The sequence below is a fragment of the Streptomyces sp. NRRL F-5123 genome (assembly GCF_000721495.1).
In the GTDB taxonomy this organism is placed as follows: domain Bacteria; phylum Actinomycetota; class Actinomycetes; order Streptomycetales; family Streptomycetaceae; genus Actinacidiphila.
Genome location: NZ_JOHY01000026.1, coordinates 50,250 through 65,819 on the forward strand (window position 1 = coordinate 50,250; position 15,570 = coordinate 65,819).

General features: G+C 74.4%; 14 protein-coding genes. 7 read left to right on the forward strand and 7 right to left on the reverse strand.

Features of this window, described 5'->3' with window-relative positions; translation table 11 throughout:
• Positions 1-114 precede the first annotated feature (114 nt).
• Positions 115-654: a GntR family transcriptional regulator gene (locus IH54_RS0121445; RefSeq protein ID WP_031519191.1), complete on the forward strand. Its 540-nt coding sequence runs from the start codon at positions 115-117 to the stop codon at positions 652-654.
• Positions 655-685: 31 nt separating this feature from the next.
• The gene (locus tag IH54_RS0121450; RefSeq protein ID WP_031519192.1) at positions 686-1,216 is read left to right on the forward strand and encodes a GNAT family N-acetyltransferase; all 531 of its coding nucleotides are present in this window, start codon (positions 686-688) and stop codon (positions 1,214-1,216) included.
• A gap of 249 nt (positions 1,217-1,465) precedes the next feature.
• Here IH54_RS0121450 and IH54_RS0121455 read toward each other — a convergent pair whose 3' ends face one another.
• The 3 genes from IH54_RS0121455 to IH54_RS0121465 all read right to left on the reverse strand — a co-directional run bounded on the left by IH54_RS0121455 (position 1,466) and on the right by IH54_RS0121465 (position 5,237).
• Positions 1,466-2,335, reverse strand: coding sequence for a maleylpyruvate isomerase family mycothiol-dependent enzyme (locus tag IH54_RS0121455; protein WP_234343681.1), 870 nt, complete (start codon positions 2,333-2,335; stop codon positions 1,466-1,468).
• A 328-nt stretch (positions 2,336-2,663) separates the two neighbouring features.
• A complete protein-coding gene (locus IH54_RS0121460; RefSeq protein WP_031519194.1) occupies positions 2,664-3,662 on the reverse strand; it encodes a zinc-dependent alcohol dehydrogenase family protein in 999 nt (332 codons plus the stop codon).
• A 93-nt stretch (positions 3,663-3,755) separates the two neighbouring features.
• Positions 3,756-5,237, reverse strand: coding sequence for an ATP-grasp domain-containing protein (locus IH54_RS0121465; protein WP_324607809.1), 1,482 nt, complete (start codon positions 5,235-5,237; stop codon positions 3,756-3,758).
• A gap of 2 nt (positions 5,238-5,239) precedes the next feature.
• Here IH54_RS0121465 and IH54_RS0121470 point away from each other — a divergent pair, with 2 nt between their 5' ends.
• Positions 5,240-5,671, forward strand: coding sequence for a peptidoglycan-binding domain-containing protein (locus IH54_RS0121470; RefSeq protein WP_052397710.1), 432 nt, complete (start codon positions 5,240-5,242; stop codon positions 5,669-5,671).
• Positions 5,672-5,740: 69 nt separating this feature from the next.
• Here IH54_RS0121470 and IH54_RS0121475 read toward each other — a convergent pair whose 3' ends face one another.
• The 3 genes from IH54_RS0121475 to IH54_RS0121490 all read right to left on the reverse strand — a co-directional run bounded on the left by IH54_RS0121475 (position 5,741) and on the right by IH54_RS0121490 (position 9,207).
• Positions 5,741-6,763 carry a LacI family DNA-binding transcriptional regulator gene (locus IH54_RS0121475; RefSeq protein ID WP_078862406.1) on the reverse strand — a complete coding sequence of 341 codons (1,023 nt, stop codon included), beginning with the start codon at positions 6,761-6,763 and terminating at the stop codon, positions 5,741-5,743.
• A 171-nt stretch (positions 6,764-6,934) separates the two neighbouring features.
• Positions 6,935-7,957, reverse strand: a complete 1,023-nt coding sequence (locus tag IH54_RS0121485) for a PmoA family protein (RefSeq protein WP_199923429.1) — start codon at positions 7,955-7,957, stop codon at positions 6,935-6,937.
• Positions 7,954-9,207 (reverse strand): Gfo/Idh/MocA family protein, encoded by a 1,254-nt coding sequence (locus IH54_RS0121490; RefSeq protein WP_063762343.1) that lies wholly within the window; start codon positions 9,205-9,207, stop codon positions 7,954-7,956. The genes IH54_RS0121485 and IH54_RS0121490 overlap by 4 nt, the downstream gene beginning before the upstream one ends.
• 335 nt (positions 9,208-9,542) lie before the next feature.
• Between IH54_RS0121490 and IH54_RS0121495 the strand changes: the two genes are divergently transcribed.
• Positions 9,543-10,274 carry a cupin domain-containing protein gene (locus tag IH54_RS0121495; protein ID WP_031519201.1) on the forward strand — a complete coding sequence of 244 codons (732 nt, stop codon included), beginning with the start codon at positions 9,543-9,545 and terminating at the stop codon, positions 10,272-10,274.
• A gap of 187 nt (positions 10,275-10,461) precedes the next feature.
• Here IH54_RS0121495 and IH54_RS0121500 read toward each other — a convergent pair whose 3' ends face one another.
• A complete protein-coding gene (locus IH54_RS0121500) occupies positions 10,462-11,904 on the reverse strand; it encodes an endo-1,4-beta-xylanase (protein WP_078862411.1) in 1,443 nt (480 codons plus the stop codon).
• 617 nt (positions 11,905-12,521) lie between these two features.
• Here IH54_RS0121500 and IH54_RS40075 point away from each other — a divergent pair.
• The 3 genes from IH54_RS40075 (at position 12,522) to IH54_RS0121515 (ending at position 15,552) form a co-directional block, all read left to right on the forward strand.
• On the forward strand, positions 12,522-13,976 hold the full coding sequence (locus IH54_RS40075) for a PHB depolymerase family esterase (RefSeq protein WP_052397712.1): 1,455 nt from the start codon (positions 12,522-12,524) through the stop codon (positions 13,974-13,976).
• Positions 13,977-14,043: 67 nt separating this feature from the next.
• Positions 14,044-14,694 carry a polysaccharide deacetylase family protein gene (locus IH54_RS0121510; protein WP_052397713.1) on the forward strand — a complete coding sequence of 217 codons (651 nt, stop codon included), beginning with the start codon at positions 14,044-14,046 and terminating at the stop codon, positions 14,692-14,694.
• Between the two features lie 102 nt (positions 14,695-14,796).
• Positions 14,797-15,552, forward strand: a complete 756-nt coding sequence (locus tag IH54_RS0121515) for an N-acetylmuramoyl-L-alanine amidase (RefSeq protein ID WP_031519205.1) — start codon at positions 14,797-14,799, stop codon at positions 15,550-15,552.
• Positions 15,553-15,570 lie beyond the last annotated feature (18 nt).

Consider the following 15,570-nt stretch of genomic DNA (forward strand, 5'->3'; position numbering starts at 1 on the left):
ACCGATCCGTGCGTGGCGCGAGGCCGTCCCGGTGGTCATGCCCCCAACGTAGCGCGGGGCCTGATCACTTACCGTGGAGGACGGCAACCTCCGACCACGGGAAGGGCATGCGCCATGACCGGCGGAGACTGGGTGAGCACGTCGGCCCCCTATGTGGCGCCCCGGCGCGCGGGGCAACCGGACGCCTGGAGCGAGGAGGCGCGGCAGCGCGGCGGGCGCGGCAGCCAGCGCATCGTCGCCGCCGGTGAGGTGCCGGCCCCGCCGGAAGTCGCGGCGGGACTCGGCGCGACCGAGGGGGAGGCCGTGGTCGTACGGCGGCGGGTGATGCTGCTGGACGGCACCCCGGTCGAGCTGACCGACACGTACTACCCGGTGGACGTGGCCCTCGGCACCCCGCTCGCCGGAAAGGCGAAGATCCCCGGCGGCGCGGTGACGTACCTGGCCTCACAGGGACACGAGCCCCGGCGCGTCCACGAGGAGGTGTACGCCCGGCTCGCCACCCCCGACGAGCGCACCGCCCTCCAGCTCGCCCCGGGCGAGCCCGTCCTGTGCATGGTCCGCGTGACGCAGGACGCGACCCGTCCCTACCAGGTGGACGTCTCCGTCTTCCGCGCCGAAGGCCAGCGGCTCCGCTACGACATGAGGATCGGCTGACCCACCCGTTGGACACCCCCAGGGAGACCCCGTGAACCAGCCCGCCACCCCGCCCGGCGTCCTCGTACGTGTCCGGCGGGACAGCGACCTCGCCGAGGCGGCCGCCGGGCTCGCCGTCGTGCACGTGACGGACGGCTATCCGGTGGAGGGGGTGAGCGACCCCGAGGGGTGGCTCAGCCCGGCCGGGATGCTGGGGGCGTGGGTGGCGGAGGCGGACGGGCGGGTCGTCGGGCATGTGGCCGTCGGCCGGGGTGGCGCGGGGGAGGTGGCCGTGCGGATGTGGGTGGAGCGGAGCGGGGCCGACCCCGACCGTGTGGGCGTCCTGGCGCGGCTCTTCGTCCTCCCCGAGGCCCGGGGGCTCGCGGCCGGGGCCGCGCTGGTGGAGGCGGCCACCGCGGACGCGCGGGCGCGCGGGATGCGGCTCGTCCTCGACGTCCTGGCGAAGGACACCGCGGCGATCCGCCTCTACCGGCGCCTGGGCTGGACCGAACTCGGGCCCGCGGTACACGAGTTCGCGAGCGGCGCGGTGGACGCGCTGTGCTTCGTCGCACCAGGCGCGTAGCCGCCGGCGCGAAGCCGGTTGGCCGGAGATCGTGGCCGGTCGGGCACTCCGTCCGGGCGGGCCCCGGCGGCCAGGGTCGTTGTTGTGGCCAACTCTTCGCACGTCACCGTCGTCGGGGCCGGGGTCAGCGGTCTGACCACTGCCGTCGTCCTCGCGGCCGTACCGTCGTCCACCACTACGGCCACGGCGGCGCGGGCGTCACCCTCTCCTGGGGGTGCGCCGCCCAGGCCGCGGACGAGGTCGCGGCCCTCACGGCGCCGTGAACAGGCCCGGGAAGCGCGGCGCCAGCCACGGGCGCGGGCCGGTCGGGACGATCGCCCCGCGGGCGGCGGCGGCAACGGGCGTGCGGCGGCCCAGCGCGAGCAGCACGAAGCTCACCGGCTCGGACGTGATCGTGCAGTCCGGGCGGCGCGGCGGCTCGTCGCTGACCTCCACCGTGCCGGACGTGAAGGTCACCGCGAAGGGCGGGGCCCCGGCGCCGCGCAGCCGCAGGCGGTAACAGGCGGTGTGGCCGGCGGCGGTGCGCGGGTTGACCACGCGCGGCATGGCCGTACGCAGGAAGGGCACGGTCAGGGCGGCGTTCACCGGGGTGAGCATGTGGGGGCGGCGCAGGGCCGTCGCGATGTCGTAGCCGTGGCCGAGGATGTGCGTGAGCAGGTACGAGCCGAAGGTCGCCAGGTCCATCGGGCCCATGGGGGTGTCGGCGGAGGCGGACGGTGGGCGGGACGCGACCGCGGTGGTGAAGGCGCGGGCGGAGGTGGCGATCTCCGCGGCGAGTACGTCCAGGTCGCGCTCGGGGTAGGCGGCGAGGGACGCGGCGTTGGCGGCCGCGAGCCCGCCGGGCGTGCCGTCGCCGTACGTCCCGTGGTCCTCCCCCGCCGCGAGCCCGGCCATCAGCCGGTTCGCGAGCGCGAGATGCGCCGCCGCCTCCCCGACCGTCCACACCGCGCGGGGTATGCGCACCCCGGCCCCGGCCCCGAACGCGGACGCGTTCCGCAGCAGCCCGGCGATACGGTCGGCCGCGTCGTGGACGGCGGCGGCCATGACGTCGGTGCCGTCGCGGTGGGTGCCGGAGGCGGCGGCGCCGGGTGCGGGGGGCTCGGGAGCGTCGGGGCTCATGAGCGAGAAGCCTGCGCCCGCCCGCGCCCGCTGTCCAGGGGCGGGACCGAATCCGTGCAGGCCAGTGCCTTCCCGCCGCCGGGGCAGGAGCCGAGCCCGCACGACTCCCCCGCGCCCGCCACACGGAGGCTGCCCCCGCGCCCGCTCCACCCCACCCGTGCACGGAATCGGGCCCGAGCCCGCACGACTCCCCCCCGCGCCCGCCACACGGAGGCTGCCCCCGGGGCCGCTCCACCCCACCCGTGCACGGACCCGGGCCCGAGCCCGCACGACTCCCCCCCGCCCGCCGCCCGGCGGAAGGCACCCGCCCGCGTCGGCGCCGTGAACGTCAGCGCGCGACGGTCAGCACCGTCTTCCCCACCCGGTCGTCCGCGTCGAGATACCGGTGCGCCTCGACGACCTCCCCCAGCTCGAAGGTGCGGTCGACGACCGCGCGGAAGGCGCCCGCGCGCAGGCCCGCGCCGATGAACGCGGCGGCGCGGCGCAGGCGTTCGGGGTGGTGGGTGGTCTCGAAGACCAGGAAGGTGCGCAACGCGACCGGGGGCATGCCGAGTTCGAGGCCGGGGTACGGGGTCGGCTCGCCGCTGAGGCCGCCGTAGACGATGTGGGTGCCGTCCGGGGCGACGAGGCCCAGGAGTTCGCGCACGCCCGGGCCCGCCACCGCGTCGAGGACGACCTCCACGCCGCGCCCTCCGGTGGCCGCGCGGACCGCCTCGGTGACGTCGTCCGTGGACGTGACGACGACCTCCGACGCGCCCTCGCGCAGCAGCGCCTCCTTCTTCGCCGGGCCGCGGGTCAGGGCGACGGCGCGGGCACCGATGCGTTCGGCGACGTGCAGCGCGGCCAGGCCCACGCTGCTGGAGGCGGCGTTGACGAGGACGGTGTCGCCCGGCCGCAGCCCGCCGACCTGCACCATCGCGCCGTACGCCGTGAGGTACGGCATCCAGACGGCCGCGCCCTCGACCGCGCCGAGGCCTTCGGGGCGGGGGAGGACGGCCGCGGCGGGGACGACGGCGCGCTCGGCGTAGACGGCGTGGTCGTTCTGCGAGAAGGCCGGAATGACGCTCACCGGCTGCCCGGCCGCGAGCCCGGAGACGCCGGGGCCGAGGCGTTCGACGACGCCCGCGGCCTCCGCGCCGAGCCCGGCGGGGAAGCTGCGGACGGGCTCGATGTAGTGGCCCGCGCGGAAGAGGGCCTCCGCGCGGTTGAGGCCGACCGCGTCGATCCGCACCAGCACCTCGCCGGGGCCGGGTTCGCCCGGGTCTGCGTCCTCGACCCGCAGCACCTCGGGTCCGCCGTATTCGTGGAAGAGCACCGTCCTGGTCATCGCGTCCGTCCTCCGGTCGTCGGCTCGTGGGGAGTTGCTCCCCGAAGCCGTCAACTCAAGGGGCCCGCGGCGATCTTCCCGGCGTGCCGAGGATCACCCGGTCGCGGGCGCCGCCGCCTCCTCGTGGAAGGCCACCGCCGCCTGCGCGGGCACCCGCGCCCCCACGCCGCCCGTGACCCGCCCGCCGTCCAGGCCGGTCAGTGCCGGGGCCGGGGTGCCGATCTGCACCGCGGACTCCGTGACGGCGACGCGCCCGCCGAGCCGCGGCTCGGGCAGCACGCCGGGCTCCCCTCGGACGAGCAGGCGCACCGCCGCCCAGGGGAGGTTGAGGCCCGTGAAGGCGGTCTGGAAGACCCCGGCGGAGGCGCGCGGGTTGGCCTCCAGCAGGACGGGGCGCCCTGCGCGGTGCCGGAGCTGGACGTTCGACAGATACGCGAGGCCGAAGTGCTCGACGACGGCGTGCGCGATGCCGATCGCCTCGGGGTCGTCGAGCAGGAGCCGGTAACGCCCCTGCTTGGCGCGGGGGACGGTCGCCAGCGGCGTCCCGCCGGGCGCGGAAAGGCAGTCCACGCTGATCTCCGGACCGTCCAGGTACGGCATGACGAGGAATTCCGGCACGCTCTCGCCCGCCTCCGCCGCCCGCTCCAGCGCGTCGGCGACGGCCCGCACGGACACCACCGGCACGGGCGGCGCGAGCAGGTCGCGGATCCGCAGCGGGCGGTCGTCCAGCACCCGGAAGCCGAACGCCGAGAACTCCCCCGAGGGCTTGAAGCACACCCGCTCGCCGTCCGCCGTCAACTCCTCGACGGCGGTGCGGAATCCGGCGGCGTCGCGCACCGCCCGCCACGGCGGCACCGGCACCCCGGCGGCCCGCGCGGCCTCGTACGTACGGGTCTTGCTCGTGAGCGCGGCGATCGCGGCGGGCGGCGAGCACATCAGCCGGGTGCCGAGCGCGGCGAAGTCGTCGGCGCGGCCGGCGAGGGCGGAGAGCCGGCGCGGCGGTATGAGTACGTCGATCGCGTGGCGACGGCAGAGGTCGAGGGCGAATTCGGCGTACTCGGCGTCGCCGACGTACCGCGGCTCCACCTCGGACGCGTCGCACGCGGCGAGCGCGGGGGCGTCCTGGTCGACGTTGCTGCCGTGGATGCGGACGGCGACCCCGTCGGGGTTGTCCCGCAGCATCCGCATCACCTGGGTGGAGGCCACGCCTGCGCTGCTGAGCCAGATCCGAAGTGCGATGGCGCGCTCCTCACGGTGGGGGCCGACGAATCGGCGGCGGGGTGGGGCGGGGTGAGGGTGGGGGTGGTGCTGGGCGGAGGTGAGCGGATCGTAACCCGCTTCGATGACGGCCAGGTTTCGTGTGAGCGGACACCCGTGGCCGCAATACGACCGTCGCGACCCGGAGTTGCCGCCTCCGGCGGGAACGGCCACCGTCCGGCAGCCCGCCGGCGACGAACGGCCGTGCGTGCCAAGCGTGTTGGTGCGGTGTTGGCCGCTCGTTGGCCGGCCCTGGTTCGCTGCTGCTGCCGCCCGGTGAACCGCCGGGCGGCAGCAGCAGCACGAAGGGGGACACACACGTGTTCAGCAAGATCCTCGGCCGCGCCGCCGTCGCCGCGACGGCGGCGGGCCTGGCCCTGGCCGTCGGCACGGGCACCGCGCAGGCGAGCACCAGCTCCCCGTACGTCGGGTACGGCTACACGAACAACACGCACGCCGTCTGGTGCGTGCAGCACCTGGCGAACGACATCGCCGACACGCTCGGCCACCCGAAGATCGGTGAGGACGGGGTCTTCGGACCCGCCACCTACAACCAGGTCCGCTGGGTGCAGGCCGAGCTCGGCCCGTACGTGTCCGGCGGGCTGACCGTGGACGGCGTCGTCGGCCCGGGCACCGGCTACGTCCTGCTCACCAACGGCGACGACTACTACGGCAACACCGGGTACTGCCTCGGCTACGTCCCCACCTGGACGAACGACATGCCGCCCATCGGGCACGTCGTCCTGGACTGACGCCGGACGGCCGCCAAGCCGTGAGCCGTACGCCCGGGCGCGTCCACCCCCCCCGGCCGTACGGCTCACTCACGCGTCCTGCGCGCCGGGCGGCGGCTCCGCCGTGCTCCCCCGCACGACCAGGCTCGTCGCCAGCTCCACCCGGCGCATGCCGGGCTGCACGCCTCGGCCGAGGTCGAGCACCAGGCGGGCCGCGGCCTCCGCCATGTCGACCAGCGGCTGGCGGACGGTCGTCAGCGGTGGGCCCATCCACGCCGACACCGGCAGGTCGTCGAAGCCGACGACGCTCACGTCCTCCGGGATGCGCAGGCCCAGTTCGCGGGCGGCCTGGTAAATCCCCATCGCCGTCACGTCGTTGCCCGCGAAGAGCGCGGTGGGGCGGTCGGCGGCGGGGGCGGACAGCAGCTCGCGGGCGATGCGGTGGCCGGCCTCGGTCTGGAAGGTGCCGTGCCGTACGAGGGCGTCGCAGTCGACGCCGCCGGTCTCCAGCGCCGCGCGGTAGCCGTCGATACGGGCGCGGCTGCACAGCACGCTCTCCGGGCCGCCGATGACGGCGATGCGGCGGTGGCCGAGGTCGAGCAGGTGGCGGGTCGCGGTGTAGCCGCCCTGCCAGTTGGTCGTACCGATGGAGGGGACGTCGTCCGCGGGGTAGCCCGCCGGGTCCATGACGACGAAGGGCACGTCCCGGCTGACGAGCAACTCCCGCTGGACGGCGGTGAGATCGGACATGACGAGGATGACGCCCGCCGGATCCCGGGTGAGGACGCCGTCGACCCACGGCAGGCCCATCTCCTCGCGGCCCGAAGACTCCGACAGCACGACCGTGAGGCCCTCCTGCCGCGCGACGTTCTCCACGCCGCGGATGATCTCGGTCGCCCACATGCTGATCAGCTCGTGGAAGACGATCTCCAGCAGGCCGGACGGGCGCGGGCGCGCGGCGCCGCGCTTGCGCCGGTAGCCGTGCTCGCGCAGCAGCGCCTCGACCTTGTCGCGCGTCGCCGGGGCCACGTGCGCGCGGCCGTTGAGGACCTTGGACACGGTCGGCGCCGACACCCCCGCCTGCCGGGCGATCTCCGCGAGCGTCGCGGGCACGGCGGGCGCGGCCCCGCCGCCCGAGGCGGACCCGGCGGACCCGCCGGCGCGCCCCGCCCCGCCCGCCGCCTTCGCTCCACCGGCCGCCTTCGGCCGGCCGTCCGGCTTCGGCTCGCTGGCGGCGCCCGCTGGCCGCCGGGTACGCGGGCTCTGACCTGTCACGTTTCCATGCTACGGACTCTCGCTGTGCTCTTCCGCCAGCAGGGCGGCCCCCGCGAGCGCCAGGGCCCGCGTCCCGGCGTGCCCGCGGTCGCCGTCGGCGACGACCACCGCGTACGCCCTGACCAGCGTCGCACCGTCCTCAAGGGTGACCTCGCGGTCGAAGAAGGGCGCCGGGCAGACGGCCGCGAAGGGCGTGGAGCGCACGAACCATTGCACGTCGGCGCCGCCCGGTTCGTTGCCGGGCGCGTCGACGAAGGCGAGCGTGGAGGAGCGGCCGTGCCCGTCGTGCTTGCCGGTGAAGCCCAGCCAGGGGGCGCGCACCCCCATCAGCTCGTCGCCGCCGCTGCCGCCGGGGGTGTGCACGGTACCGCCGGTGAAGTCGCGCGGCCCGCGCCAGAACAGGCCGCCGTAACCGGCGTTGGGACGGCCCTCGGTGGTGGGGCTGCCGATGACGGCACGGGTGCCGCGCACGTTGGTGACCGCGGTGCGGAAGACCAGCGCCCACGCGTCCTCGCCGGGCAGCAGGGCCGCCACGAGCCGCCGCTCCTCGGTGAAGCGGTGCTCGCCGCTCTGGGCGCGCCAGTGCAGCGTCTCGGTGACGCGCAGCCGCCCGTCACCGCCGAGGGCCAGCTCGGGGAAGCCGGCGTGGTCCATGGAGCCGTTGTTGTCGTACTGCCGGTAGCCGGTGCCGCGGCGGTAGGTCACGCCGCCCCAGAAGTTCTCGTCGTCGACGTTGGGGAGGGAGAGGGCCAGGCCCTTGTGCCAGATGTGGTCGTGCGGCCGGTAGATGGTGACGGCGTCGCCGCCCAGGGTGCGGATGGGGTGGAAGTACGGGCGCGGGGACTCCAGTTGAGCGTCCCACGGGCCGTAGACGTAGCGGGTGAGCGGCCGCCCCCGGTAGGTGAGCCGGAGAGACGTGCCGACCTCGTGCGTGAGCCCGAGACCGCCGGGTACGGGCTCGGTGGCCGACAGTTCCGCGGGCGGCTCGGCGGACGGTACGGCGGGTGGTTGGGGCGTACGGGCATCGGTCACCGGGACGTCTCCTCGGGGCTCGCGGACTCGGCGGGCGGTACGGACTCAGCGGGGGGAAGGGGCTCGGGGCCGGCGGACGGTACGGGCTCGGGGTCGGCGGGCCAGGGCGTTCCCGGGCCCTGCATCCGGCGGTGGTACGGGTCCCCCTCCCCGATCGCGCCGCGCGCCACGGGCCTGCCCTCGAAGGCGGAGGCGTACGTGGCCGCGACGAACTCCAGCGTGCGGCGCGCCTCGGCGAGCGTCACGGGCGGCGCGGTGCCCGCCGCCACCGCGTCCAGCACCGCCGCGAACTGCGCGGAGTGCCCGGACGGCTGCCCGCTCGGGCCCGCCTCCCACGCGGCGGCCACCGCGTCCTCGTGCCCGGGCGCAGGGTGCACCCGCCAGTCCGCGTCGCCGTAGCCGTACAGGTGCTCCAGCTCGACCGTGGCGTGTTCGAAGTCGAACCGCAGGTAGCTCGTCTCGCGCGGTGAGAGCAGGGAGTTGACGACGGTCGCGACCGTGCCGCCGTCGAAGGCGGCGATCGCGCACGAGACGTCCTCGGCGGCGGTGGGCCGCGCCAGCCGCGCCGCGACCGCCGTGACCTCGCGCCACTCGCCCAGCACCGCGAGCAGCAGGTCGAACTGGTGGATGCCGTGGCCCATCGTCGGGCCGCCGCCCTCGGTCTCCCAGCGGCCGCGCCAGGGCACCGCGAAGTACGCGTCCGGGCGGTACCAGAGCGTGTGGCAGACGGCGACGAGCGGGCGGCCCAGCGCCCCCGACGCCATAGCGGCCCGCAGCCGGGCGGCGCCGGAGCCGAAGCGGTGCTGGAAGACGGTCGCGAAGAACGCGCCGCCCGCGCGTTCGGCGGCGGCGATCTCGTCGAGGTCGGCGAGGCTCAGCGTCGGCGGCTTCTCGCACAGCACCGGCACCCCGGCGGCCAGGCACGCGAGTGCCTGCTCCTTGTGCAGCCCGGGCGGCGTGCACAGGTGGACGAGGTCCGGGCGGGCGCCGGCGAGCAGCGCGCCGAGGTCCGTGTGGCGGCCGGGCACACCCCAGCGCTCGCAGAAGGCGTCCAACCGCTCGGGGTCGACGTCCGCGGCGGCCACGATCTCGGCCCGCCCGCCGAGCGCGGCCAGGCTCTGCGCGTGTATCGCGGCGATCCCGCCGGTGCCGACGATCGCGACGCGTACGGGCGCGCCCGGACCGCTCCTTCCCCCGCCGCGGGCGGCCCCGCCCACGCTGCCGATTCCGCCGGTGCTGCTGCCGGGCACACGTCCTCCTGCGGGTCCGCCCCGACATGGGGCCGGTCTTTCGGAAAGCTTTCCGAACGATATACGGTCCCGGTGCGGCGCCACCAGGCCCGATCCTGCCCCGCCCACCAGCGTGAACGCCCGGACCCCCGCCCGGAAGGGGAGAATCCGGAAAACCCGTCCTCCGGAAAACCGCCCGGCCGCCGCAGAACACCCGAACCCCCCCCGGCCGCCCGGACCACCCCAACCGCCACCGGCCGCCCGGACCACCCCAACCGCCACCGACCGCCCGGCCGCCCGGACCACCCCAACCGCCACCGACCGCCCCAGAACACCCCGACGAAGGGAACGCACGCATGACCACCGCCGTACCGCTGCTGCCCGGGGGCGTGGGCCTGTCGCGCCTGCGCGTCTACCCGTGGGCCACCGCCGACGGGCTGCACGGCGGCTCCCCGCACCTCCATCTGACGTGCACCGAGGCGTACTACGTGGTCGGCGGCAGCGGAGAGCTGCACACCCTCACCCTCGACGAGGGATTGCGCCGCACCCCGCTCGCGCCCGGCGACACCGTGTGGTTCACGCCCGGCACCATCCACCGGGCCGTCGACACCGGCGGGCTGGACGTCCTGGTCGTCATGCAGAACGACGGCCTGCCCGAGGCGGGCGACGCCGTCATGACCTTCCCGCCCGAGCACCTCGCCGACCCCGCCGCCTACGCCGCCGCGGCCTCCCTCGGCGACGGCACCCCCGCCGAGCGCACCGCTCGCGCCCGGGCCCGCCGCGACCTGGCCGTCAGCGGCTTCCGGCACCTCGCGGCCGAGGTCGGGGCGGGGCGGCCGGAGGCGCTGGAGGCCTTCCACGCCGCCGCGGCCGCACTCGTCGCCCCGCGGCTGGACGCCTGGGAGGCCGCCTGGCGGGAGCGGGCCGCGGCCGCCGCCGCCCGCACGGAGGAGCAGATCGCGGCCCTGCGCCGCGGCGCCGCCGCCCACCTGCGGGACGCGTCGGTCGTACGGGCCGCGGCGCCGCCGCAGGACGTCCTCGGCATGTGCGGCCACCTCGCGCCCTGCCGCCGGGAGGACGCCCGCTGAGGGCGTCCGCCCCCGGGCATGCCGAAGGGGGCGCGCCACAGCGCGCCCCCGGGTAGCCCCGGAGCCCGGACAAGGCAGGCTCCGGAGCCGGTCTCGGCGGCGGCGCGGCAGTCAGGGAGTGCTGCCGCGCCGCCTGTTGTCTTCATCATGTCCACGGACGAGGTGCTTTACCCCTCCGCGGGCGAGGTCAGCTGGCGGTGCAGCTGACCGTGGGGCTGGGGGCCGCGCCGTTGCCGGTGAAGCCGTAGGTGGTGCTGGCCCCGGCGCCGAGGGCTCCGTTGTAGGAGACGTTGGCCACCGTGACCGCACCGCTGGTGCCGGTGCCGGCGCCGTTCCAGACCTGGGTGATCGAGCTCCCGGAGGGCAGCGTGAAGCTGGTCTTCCACCCGGCGATCCCCGCGGTGCCGGTGTTGGTCACCGTCACCTCGGACTGGAAGCCGCCCGGCCAGGAGTTCACCGTCTTGTACGCGGCCGAGCAGCCGGAGCTGCTACCGCCGGTCGAGCCGGACGTCGACCCGGCGGTGGTACCGGTGGACGTACCCGTACTCGTACCCGTGGACGTACCGGTCGACGTGCCCGTGGACGTGCCCGTGGACGTACCGGTCGACGTGCCCGTGCTGGTACCGGTCGACGTGCCCGTGCTGGTACCGGTCGACGTGCCCGTCGACGTACCTCCCGTGGCGCTGGTGCCGCTGCCCAGCGCGGCGATCACCGCGTCGTACGCGGGCTTCTTCTGGTAGTTGCCGTCGAAGAGCAGCGGCGTGTCCTGGCTGTGCCAGCTGTACTTGTCGGTGATGCCCCACACCGTGATGCCGGTGCAGCGGGTCACGCCCATACAGGCCTTGACGATGTTGCTGAAGTTGGTCGCCTGCGCGGTGCCGGAGCCCGCGACGTCGACCTCGGTCAGCTGGACGTCCACGCCGAGGTCGGCGAAGCGCTGCAGGTTGGCCTGCATGTCGGAGGTGACCGGCGACTGCGGGTTGAAGTGGCCCTGGAAGCCGACGCAGTCGATCGGGACACCGCGCGCCTTGAAGTCCTTGACCATGTTGTAGATGCCGGTGCTCTTGGCGTTGATGCCGTCGGTGTTGTAGTCGTTGTAGCAGAGCTTGGCGTTCGGGTCGGCTGCCCGCGCGGTGCGGAAGGCCTCCTCGATGAAGCCGTCGCCGAGCTTGTCCTGGAAGGGCGAGCTGCGGTGGGTTCCCGAACCGCCGTCGTTGAAGGCCTCGTTGACGACGTCCCAGGCGTAGATCTTGCCCTTGTAGTGGTTCATCACCGTGGTGATGTGGTTCTTCATCGCGGCGTCCAGCGCGGTCGCGCTGAGGTTCGAGACCCAGCCGGGCAGCTGCTGGTACCACACCAGCGTGTGGCCGCGGATCAGCATGTTGTGCGCCTGGGCGTGGGAGACGATCTGGTCGCCGGGGCCGAAGTTGAACGAGTTCTGGGACGACTCGATCGTGTCCCACTTCATCTCGTTCTCGGGGGTCACCGCGTTGAACTCGGCGTCCAGCGTGGACGCGTACTGCGCCTCGCCGAGGTGGCTCGTCGAGACCGCGGTGCCGAAGTAGCGGCCGCTGGCCGCCGCCGAACTGGCCAGGGTGCCGGCCGCGTGCGCGGTTCCGGCCGTCGCCATCAGGCCGAACGTGGCGACCGCGCCGGCCGTGGCCGCCGCGATGGCGACGCGCACGCCGGTGCCGGTACGCCTGCGGGCCTGCCCGCGGTCCCGGAGGGAATGACTGAACACTTCCAACCTCTTCTTTCCTCTTCAGCTGGCAGTCCGGACGACAGCGCGGTGCGCACCGTCCGAACGGGTGGGGGTCCATTCGCGAGGGTGATGTCAGCCACGGGAGTTGTGCCGCGGATGCGGCGTGGCCGGGAGGAGGGTGGATCGCTCGCCAGTGTGGACCCTGGCATTCGAAACGTCAACGACCCCTTTCCGAAACAACCGGGGCCTGTGGAGGGGCTGTTGACGGGCAGCCGGCCGGGGGGCGCACACCCTCGTGATGGGCGGTTTTCCGGTGCGTGGCGCGGGGTAGGCGGGGCAGCCGGGCGGAGCGGGAGCGGGACGGCGGAACGTCGCCGGATGTATTGACTCGGTCACTTTTCGGCCCTATGGTGCCCGAAACATTCGCGACAGGGTCGAAAACTTTCGCAATGTGTCACACGGGTCCCACCCGTGCCACCGCCCCTGCGGAGAGGGAGCCTCCGCCGGGACGGCGCATCTGGACGTCTTCGGAAGGACACCAGGTCATGCCCCCCACACCCGGGCTCCACAGCCCGAAACGCACGACCAGGGTGCGCACGCTCCTCGTCGCACTGGGCGCCGTCGTCGCCGCGGTCGCGGCGACCGTCACCCTGACCTCGCAGAGCGCCAGCGCCGCCTCGCTCACCGAGGTGACCAACTTCGGCAGCAACCCCGGCAACCTCAAGATGTACGAGTACGTGCCGAACAACGTGCAGGCCAACCCGCCCGTCCTGGTCGCGGTCCACTACTGCACCGGCACCGCTCCCGCCTTCTACTCCGGCACCGAATTCCACACCCTGGCCGACCAGTACGGCTTCATCGTCGTCTACCCGGACGCCAACGTCAGCGGCCAGTGCTTCGACGTCTCCTCGTCCGGCGCGCTCACCCACAACGGCAACAGCGACCCGGCGAGCATCGCCCAGATGGTCAGCTACGTCGAGCAGCACAACAACGCCGACGCCGGCCGCGTGTACGTCACCGGCGCCTCGTCCGGCGCGATGATGACCGACGTCCTGCTCGGCGACTACCCCGACATCTTCAAGGCCGGCGCCGCCTTCATGGGTGTGCCCTTCGGCTGCTTCGCGACCAGCGACCCCTCGGGCTGGAACAACGCCTGCGCCAACGGCCAGGTCAGCCACACCCCGCAGGAGTGGGGCGACATGGTCCGCGCCGCCTACCCCGGCTACACGGGCGCCCGGCCGCGCGTGCAGCTGTGGCACGGCACCGCCGACACGACGCTGAACTACAACAACTTCGGCGAAGAGATCAAGCAGTGGACGAACGTGCTGGGCGTGAGCCAGACGCCGGTCGTCACCGACAGCCCGCAGTCCGGCTGGACCCACACCCGCTACGGCGCGAACACCACGCAGGCCCCGGTCGAGGCCTTCAGCATCGCGGGCGTCGGCCACTCCCTGCCCATGAACGGCATGGCGGCGAAGGCCATCGCCTTCTTCGGCCTGGACGGCTCGGGCAACACGACGGGCGGGACGTCCACGGGGACGTCGACCGGTACGAGCACCGGTACGTCCACCGGTACGTCCACGGGCACGAGCACGGGCACGTCGACCGGGACCTCGGCGGGTACGAGCCAGGGCACGTCGACCGGCACGGTGAACGGCACGACCGCCGGCAACACCACCGGTTCGACGACCGGCGGTAACAGCTCCGGGTGCTCGGCCACGTACAAGACGGTGAACTCCTGGCAGGGCGGCTTCCAGTCGGAGGTCACCGTGAAGAACACCGGCACCGCCGGGATCTCCGGGTGGAAGACGACCTTCACGCTTCCCTCGGGCAGCTCGATCACCCAGGTCTGGAACGGCACCGGCACGGGCACCAGCGGCGCCGTCACCGTCACCAACGCCTCCTACAACGGCGCCCTCGGCGCCGGCGCCAGCACCACCTACGGCTTCACCGGCAACGGCGCGGCCCCCAGCCCCACGGTCAGCTGCACCGCCGGCTGACCGACCGGGGACATACCATCCGAACCAGCAGCAACACCTCGTAGTACCGCACGACAGGAGCACCGCCGTGACCACCACAGCAGAGGACCCGGCCGGCCGTCTGAGCCGGAGCACGTCCGTCGTCGAGTCCACCCGGCAGGTCGGTTCGTACCTCGCCCTGACCTTCGACGACGGGCCGCACCCCGTCCACACCCCGCATCTGCTGTCCGTGCTGCGCGAGCACGGGGTCACGGCGGTCTTCTGCCTGTGGGGCGCGCACGCGCTCGCGCACCCGGAGATCGTCCGGGCGATCGTCGCCGAGGGCCACACACTGGGAAACCACGGCATGCACCACGACGACATGACCGACTGGGACGACGAGCGCGTCCGGGCCGACCTGGAGGAGACCTCCGCGGCGATCCGGGCCGCGGTGCCCGGCGCGGCCATCCCGTACTTCCGGGCGCCCTTCGGCAACTGGGGCCGGACCCCGGCGGTCGCGCGGCGGCTCGGCATGGTGCCGCTCGGCTGGCGGGTGGCGGCCGAGGACTGGGAGCCGCCGGGCACCCACGAGCTGGTCCACCGGGTGGAGGCGCGGCTGACGCCGGGCGCGGTGGTGCTGCTGCACGACGGCGGGGGCGACCGCTCGCAGACCGTCGAGGCGGTGGAGGCGCTGCTGCCGCGGCTGAGCGCCCGCGGCTGGCACTTCACCGGCCCGGCCCGCACCTGCCGGGCCGCCTAGGAGGGGTCCGCGGGGCGGAAAGCCCCAGCTCAGCGGGCCGCCGCTCACCCGAACGGCCCACACCGGCTGCCGCCCGCCCGCCCAGGCCCGAGGCTGGACGGCATGCGGTCGAACAGGACCACGCTGACGCCCGGGATCGTGGCGCTGGCGTTTCTGGGGGCCTGCTCGGTACCGGATCGTCCGGTGCAGGAGCCGAGGCACCCGCACGCCGTCCTCCACCCCGCCGCCCTGCGCCCCGTCGTCATCGGCCGCGCGGCCTGGCACGCCGACCAGGCGGCCGTCCGCCCGGGCCTGATCTACGACCACGACGTCAAGGCCGTCTTCATCCACCACACGGACAACCCCAACGACTACGACTGTGCCAGGGACGTCCCCGGCATGCTGCTCGTCCTCGAACAGCAGCACATCGCGGCGGGCTGGGACGACCTCGGCTACAACTTCGTCGTCGACCGCTGCGGCGGCATCTACGAGGGCCGCACCGGCAGCATCGACCGCGACGTGCGCGGCGCCCACACCGAGGGCTTCAACGCCGACTCCATCGGCATAGCCGCCCTCGGCAACTTCGGCCCCGGCCAGCAGGTCCCCCGCGCGATGCTCCGGTCCATCGCGGAGATAGCCGCCTGGAAGCTCGACCCCGCGGAGACCCCCCTCGGCCACGTCCGCCTCACCTCCTCCAACGACGGCAGCCGCTTCGCCAAGGGCACGTCCGTCCCGCTGAACGTGATCTCCGGCCACCGCGACGTCTACGAGACCGACTGCCCCGGCCAGGCCCTCTACGACGCCCTCCCGTGGATACGGAGGACGGCCGCCTCCCTGCGCGCGAAGGCCACCTACGCCGACCCGCCCCGGCAGCGGTGACGGTGCCCCGGCCGGGCC

Excerpts from the sequence above, each read along its gene's own strand:
- IH54_RS0121460 (WP_031519194.1), bottom strand. The coding sequence starts at position 3,662 with ATGACCAGGACGGTGCTCTTCCACGAATACGGCGGACCCGAGGTGCTG.
- IH54_RS0121515 (WP_031519205.1), top strand. The coding sequence starts at position 14,797 with ATGCGGTCGAACAGGACCACGCTGACGCCCGGGATCGTGGCGCTGGCG.
- IH54_RS0121455 (WP_234343681.1), bottom strand. The coding sequence starts at position 2,335 with ATGAGCCCCGACGCTCCCGAGCCCCCCGCACCCGGCGCCGCCGCCTCC.
- IH54_RS40075 (WP_052397712.1), top strand. The coding sequence starts at position 12,522 with ATGCCCCCCACACCCGGGCTCCACAGCCCGAAACGCACGACCAGGGTG.
- IH54_RS0121495 (WP_031519201.1), top strand. The coding sequence starts at position 9,543 with ATGACCACCGCCGTACCGCTGCTGCCCGGGGGCGTGGGCCTGTCGCGC.
- IH54_RS0121445 (WP_031519191.1), top strand. The coding sequence starts at position 115 with ATGACCGGCGGAGACTGGGTGAGCACGTCGGCCCCCTATGTGGCGCCC.
- IH54_RS0121500 (WP_078862411.1), bottom strand. The coding sequence starts at position 11,904 with ATGGCGACGGCCGGAACCGCGCACGCGGCCGGCACCCTGGCCAGTTCG.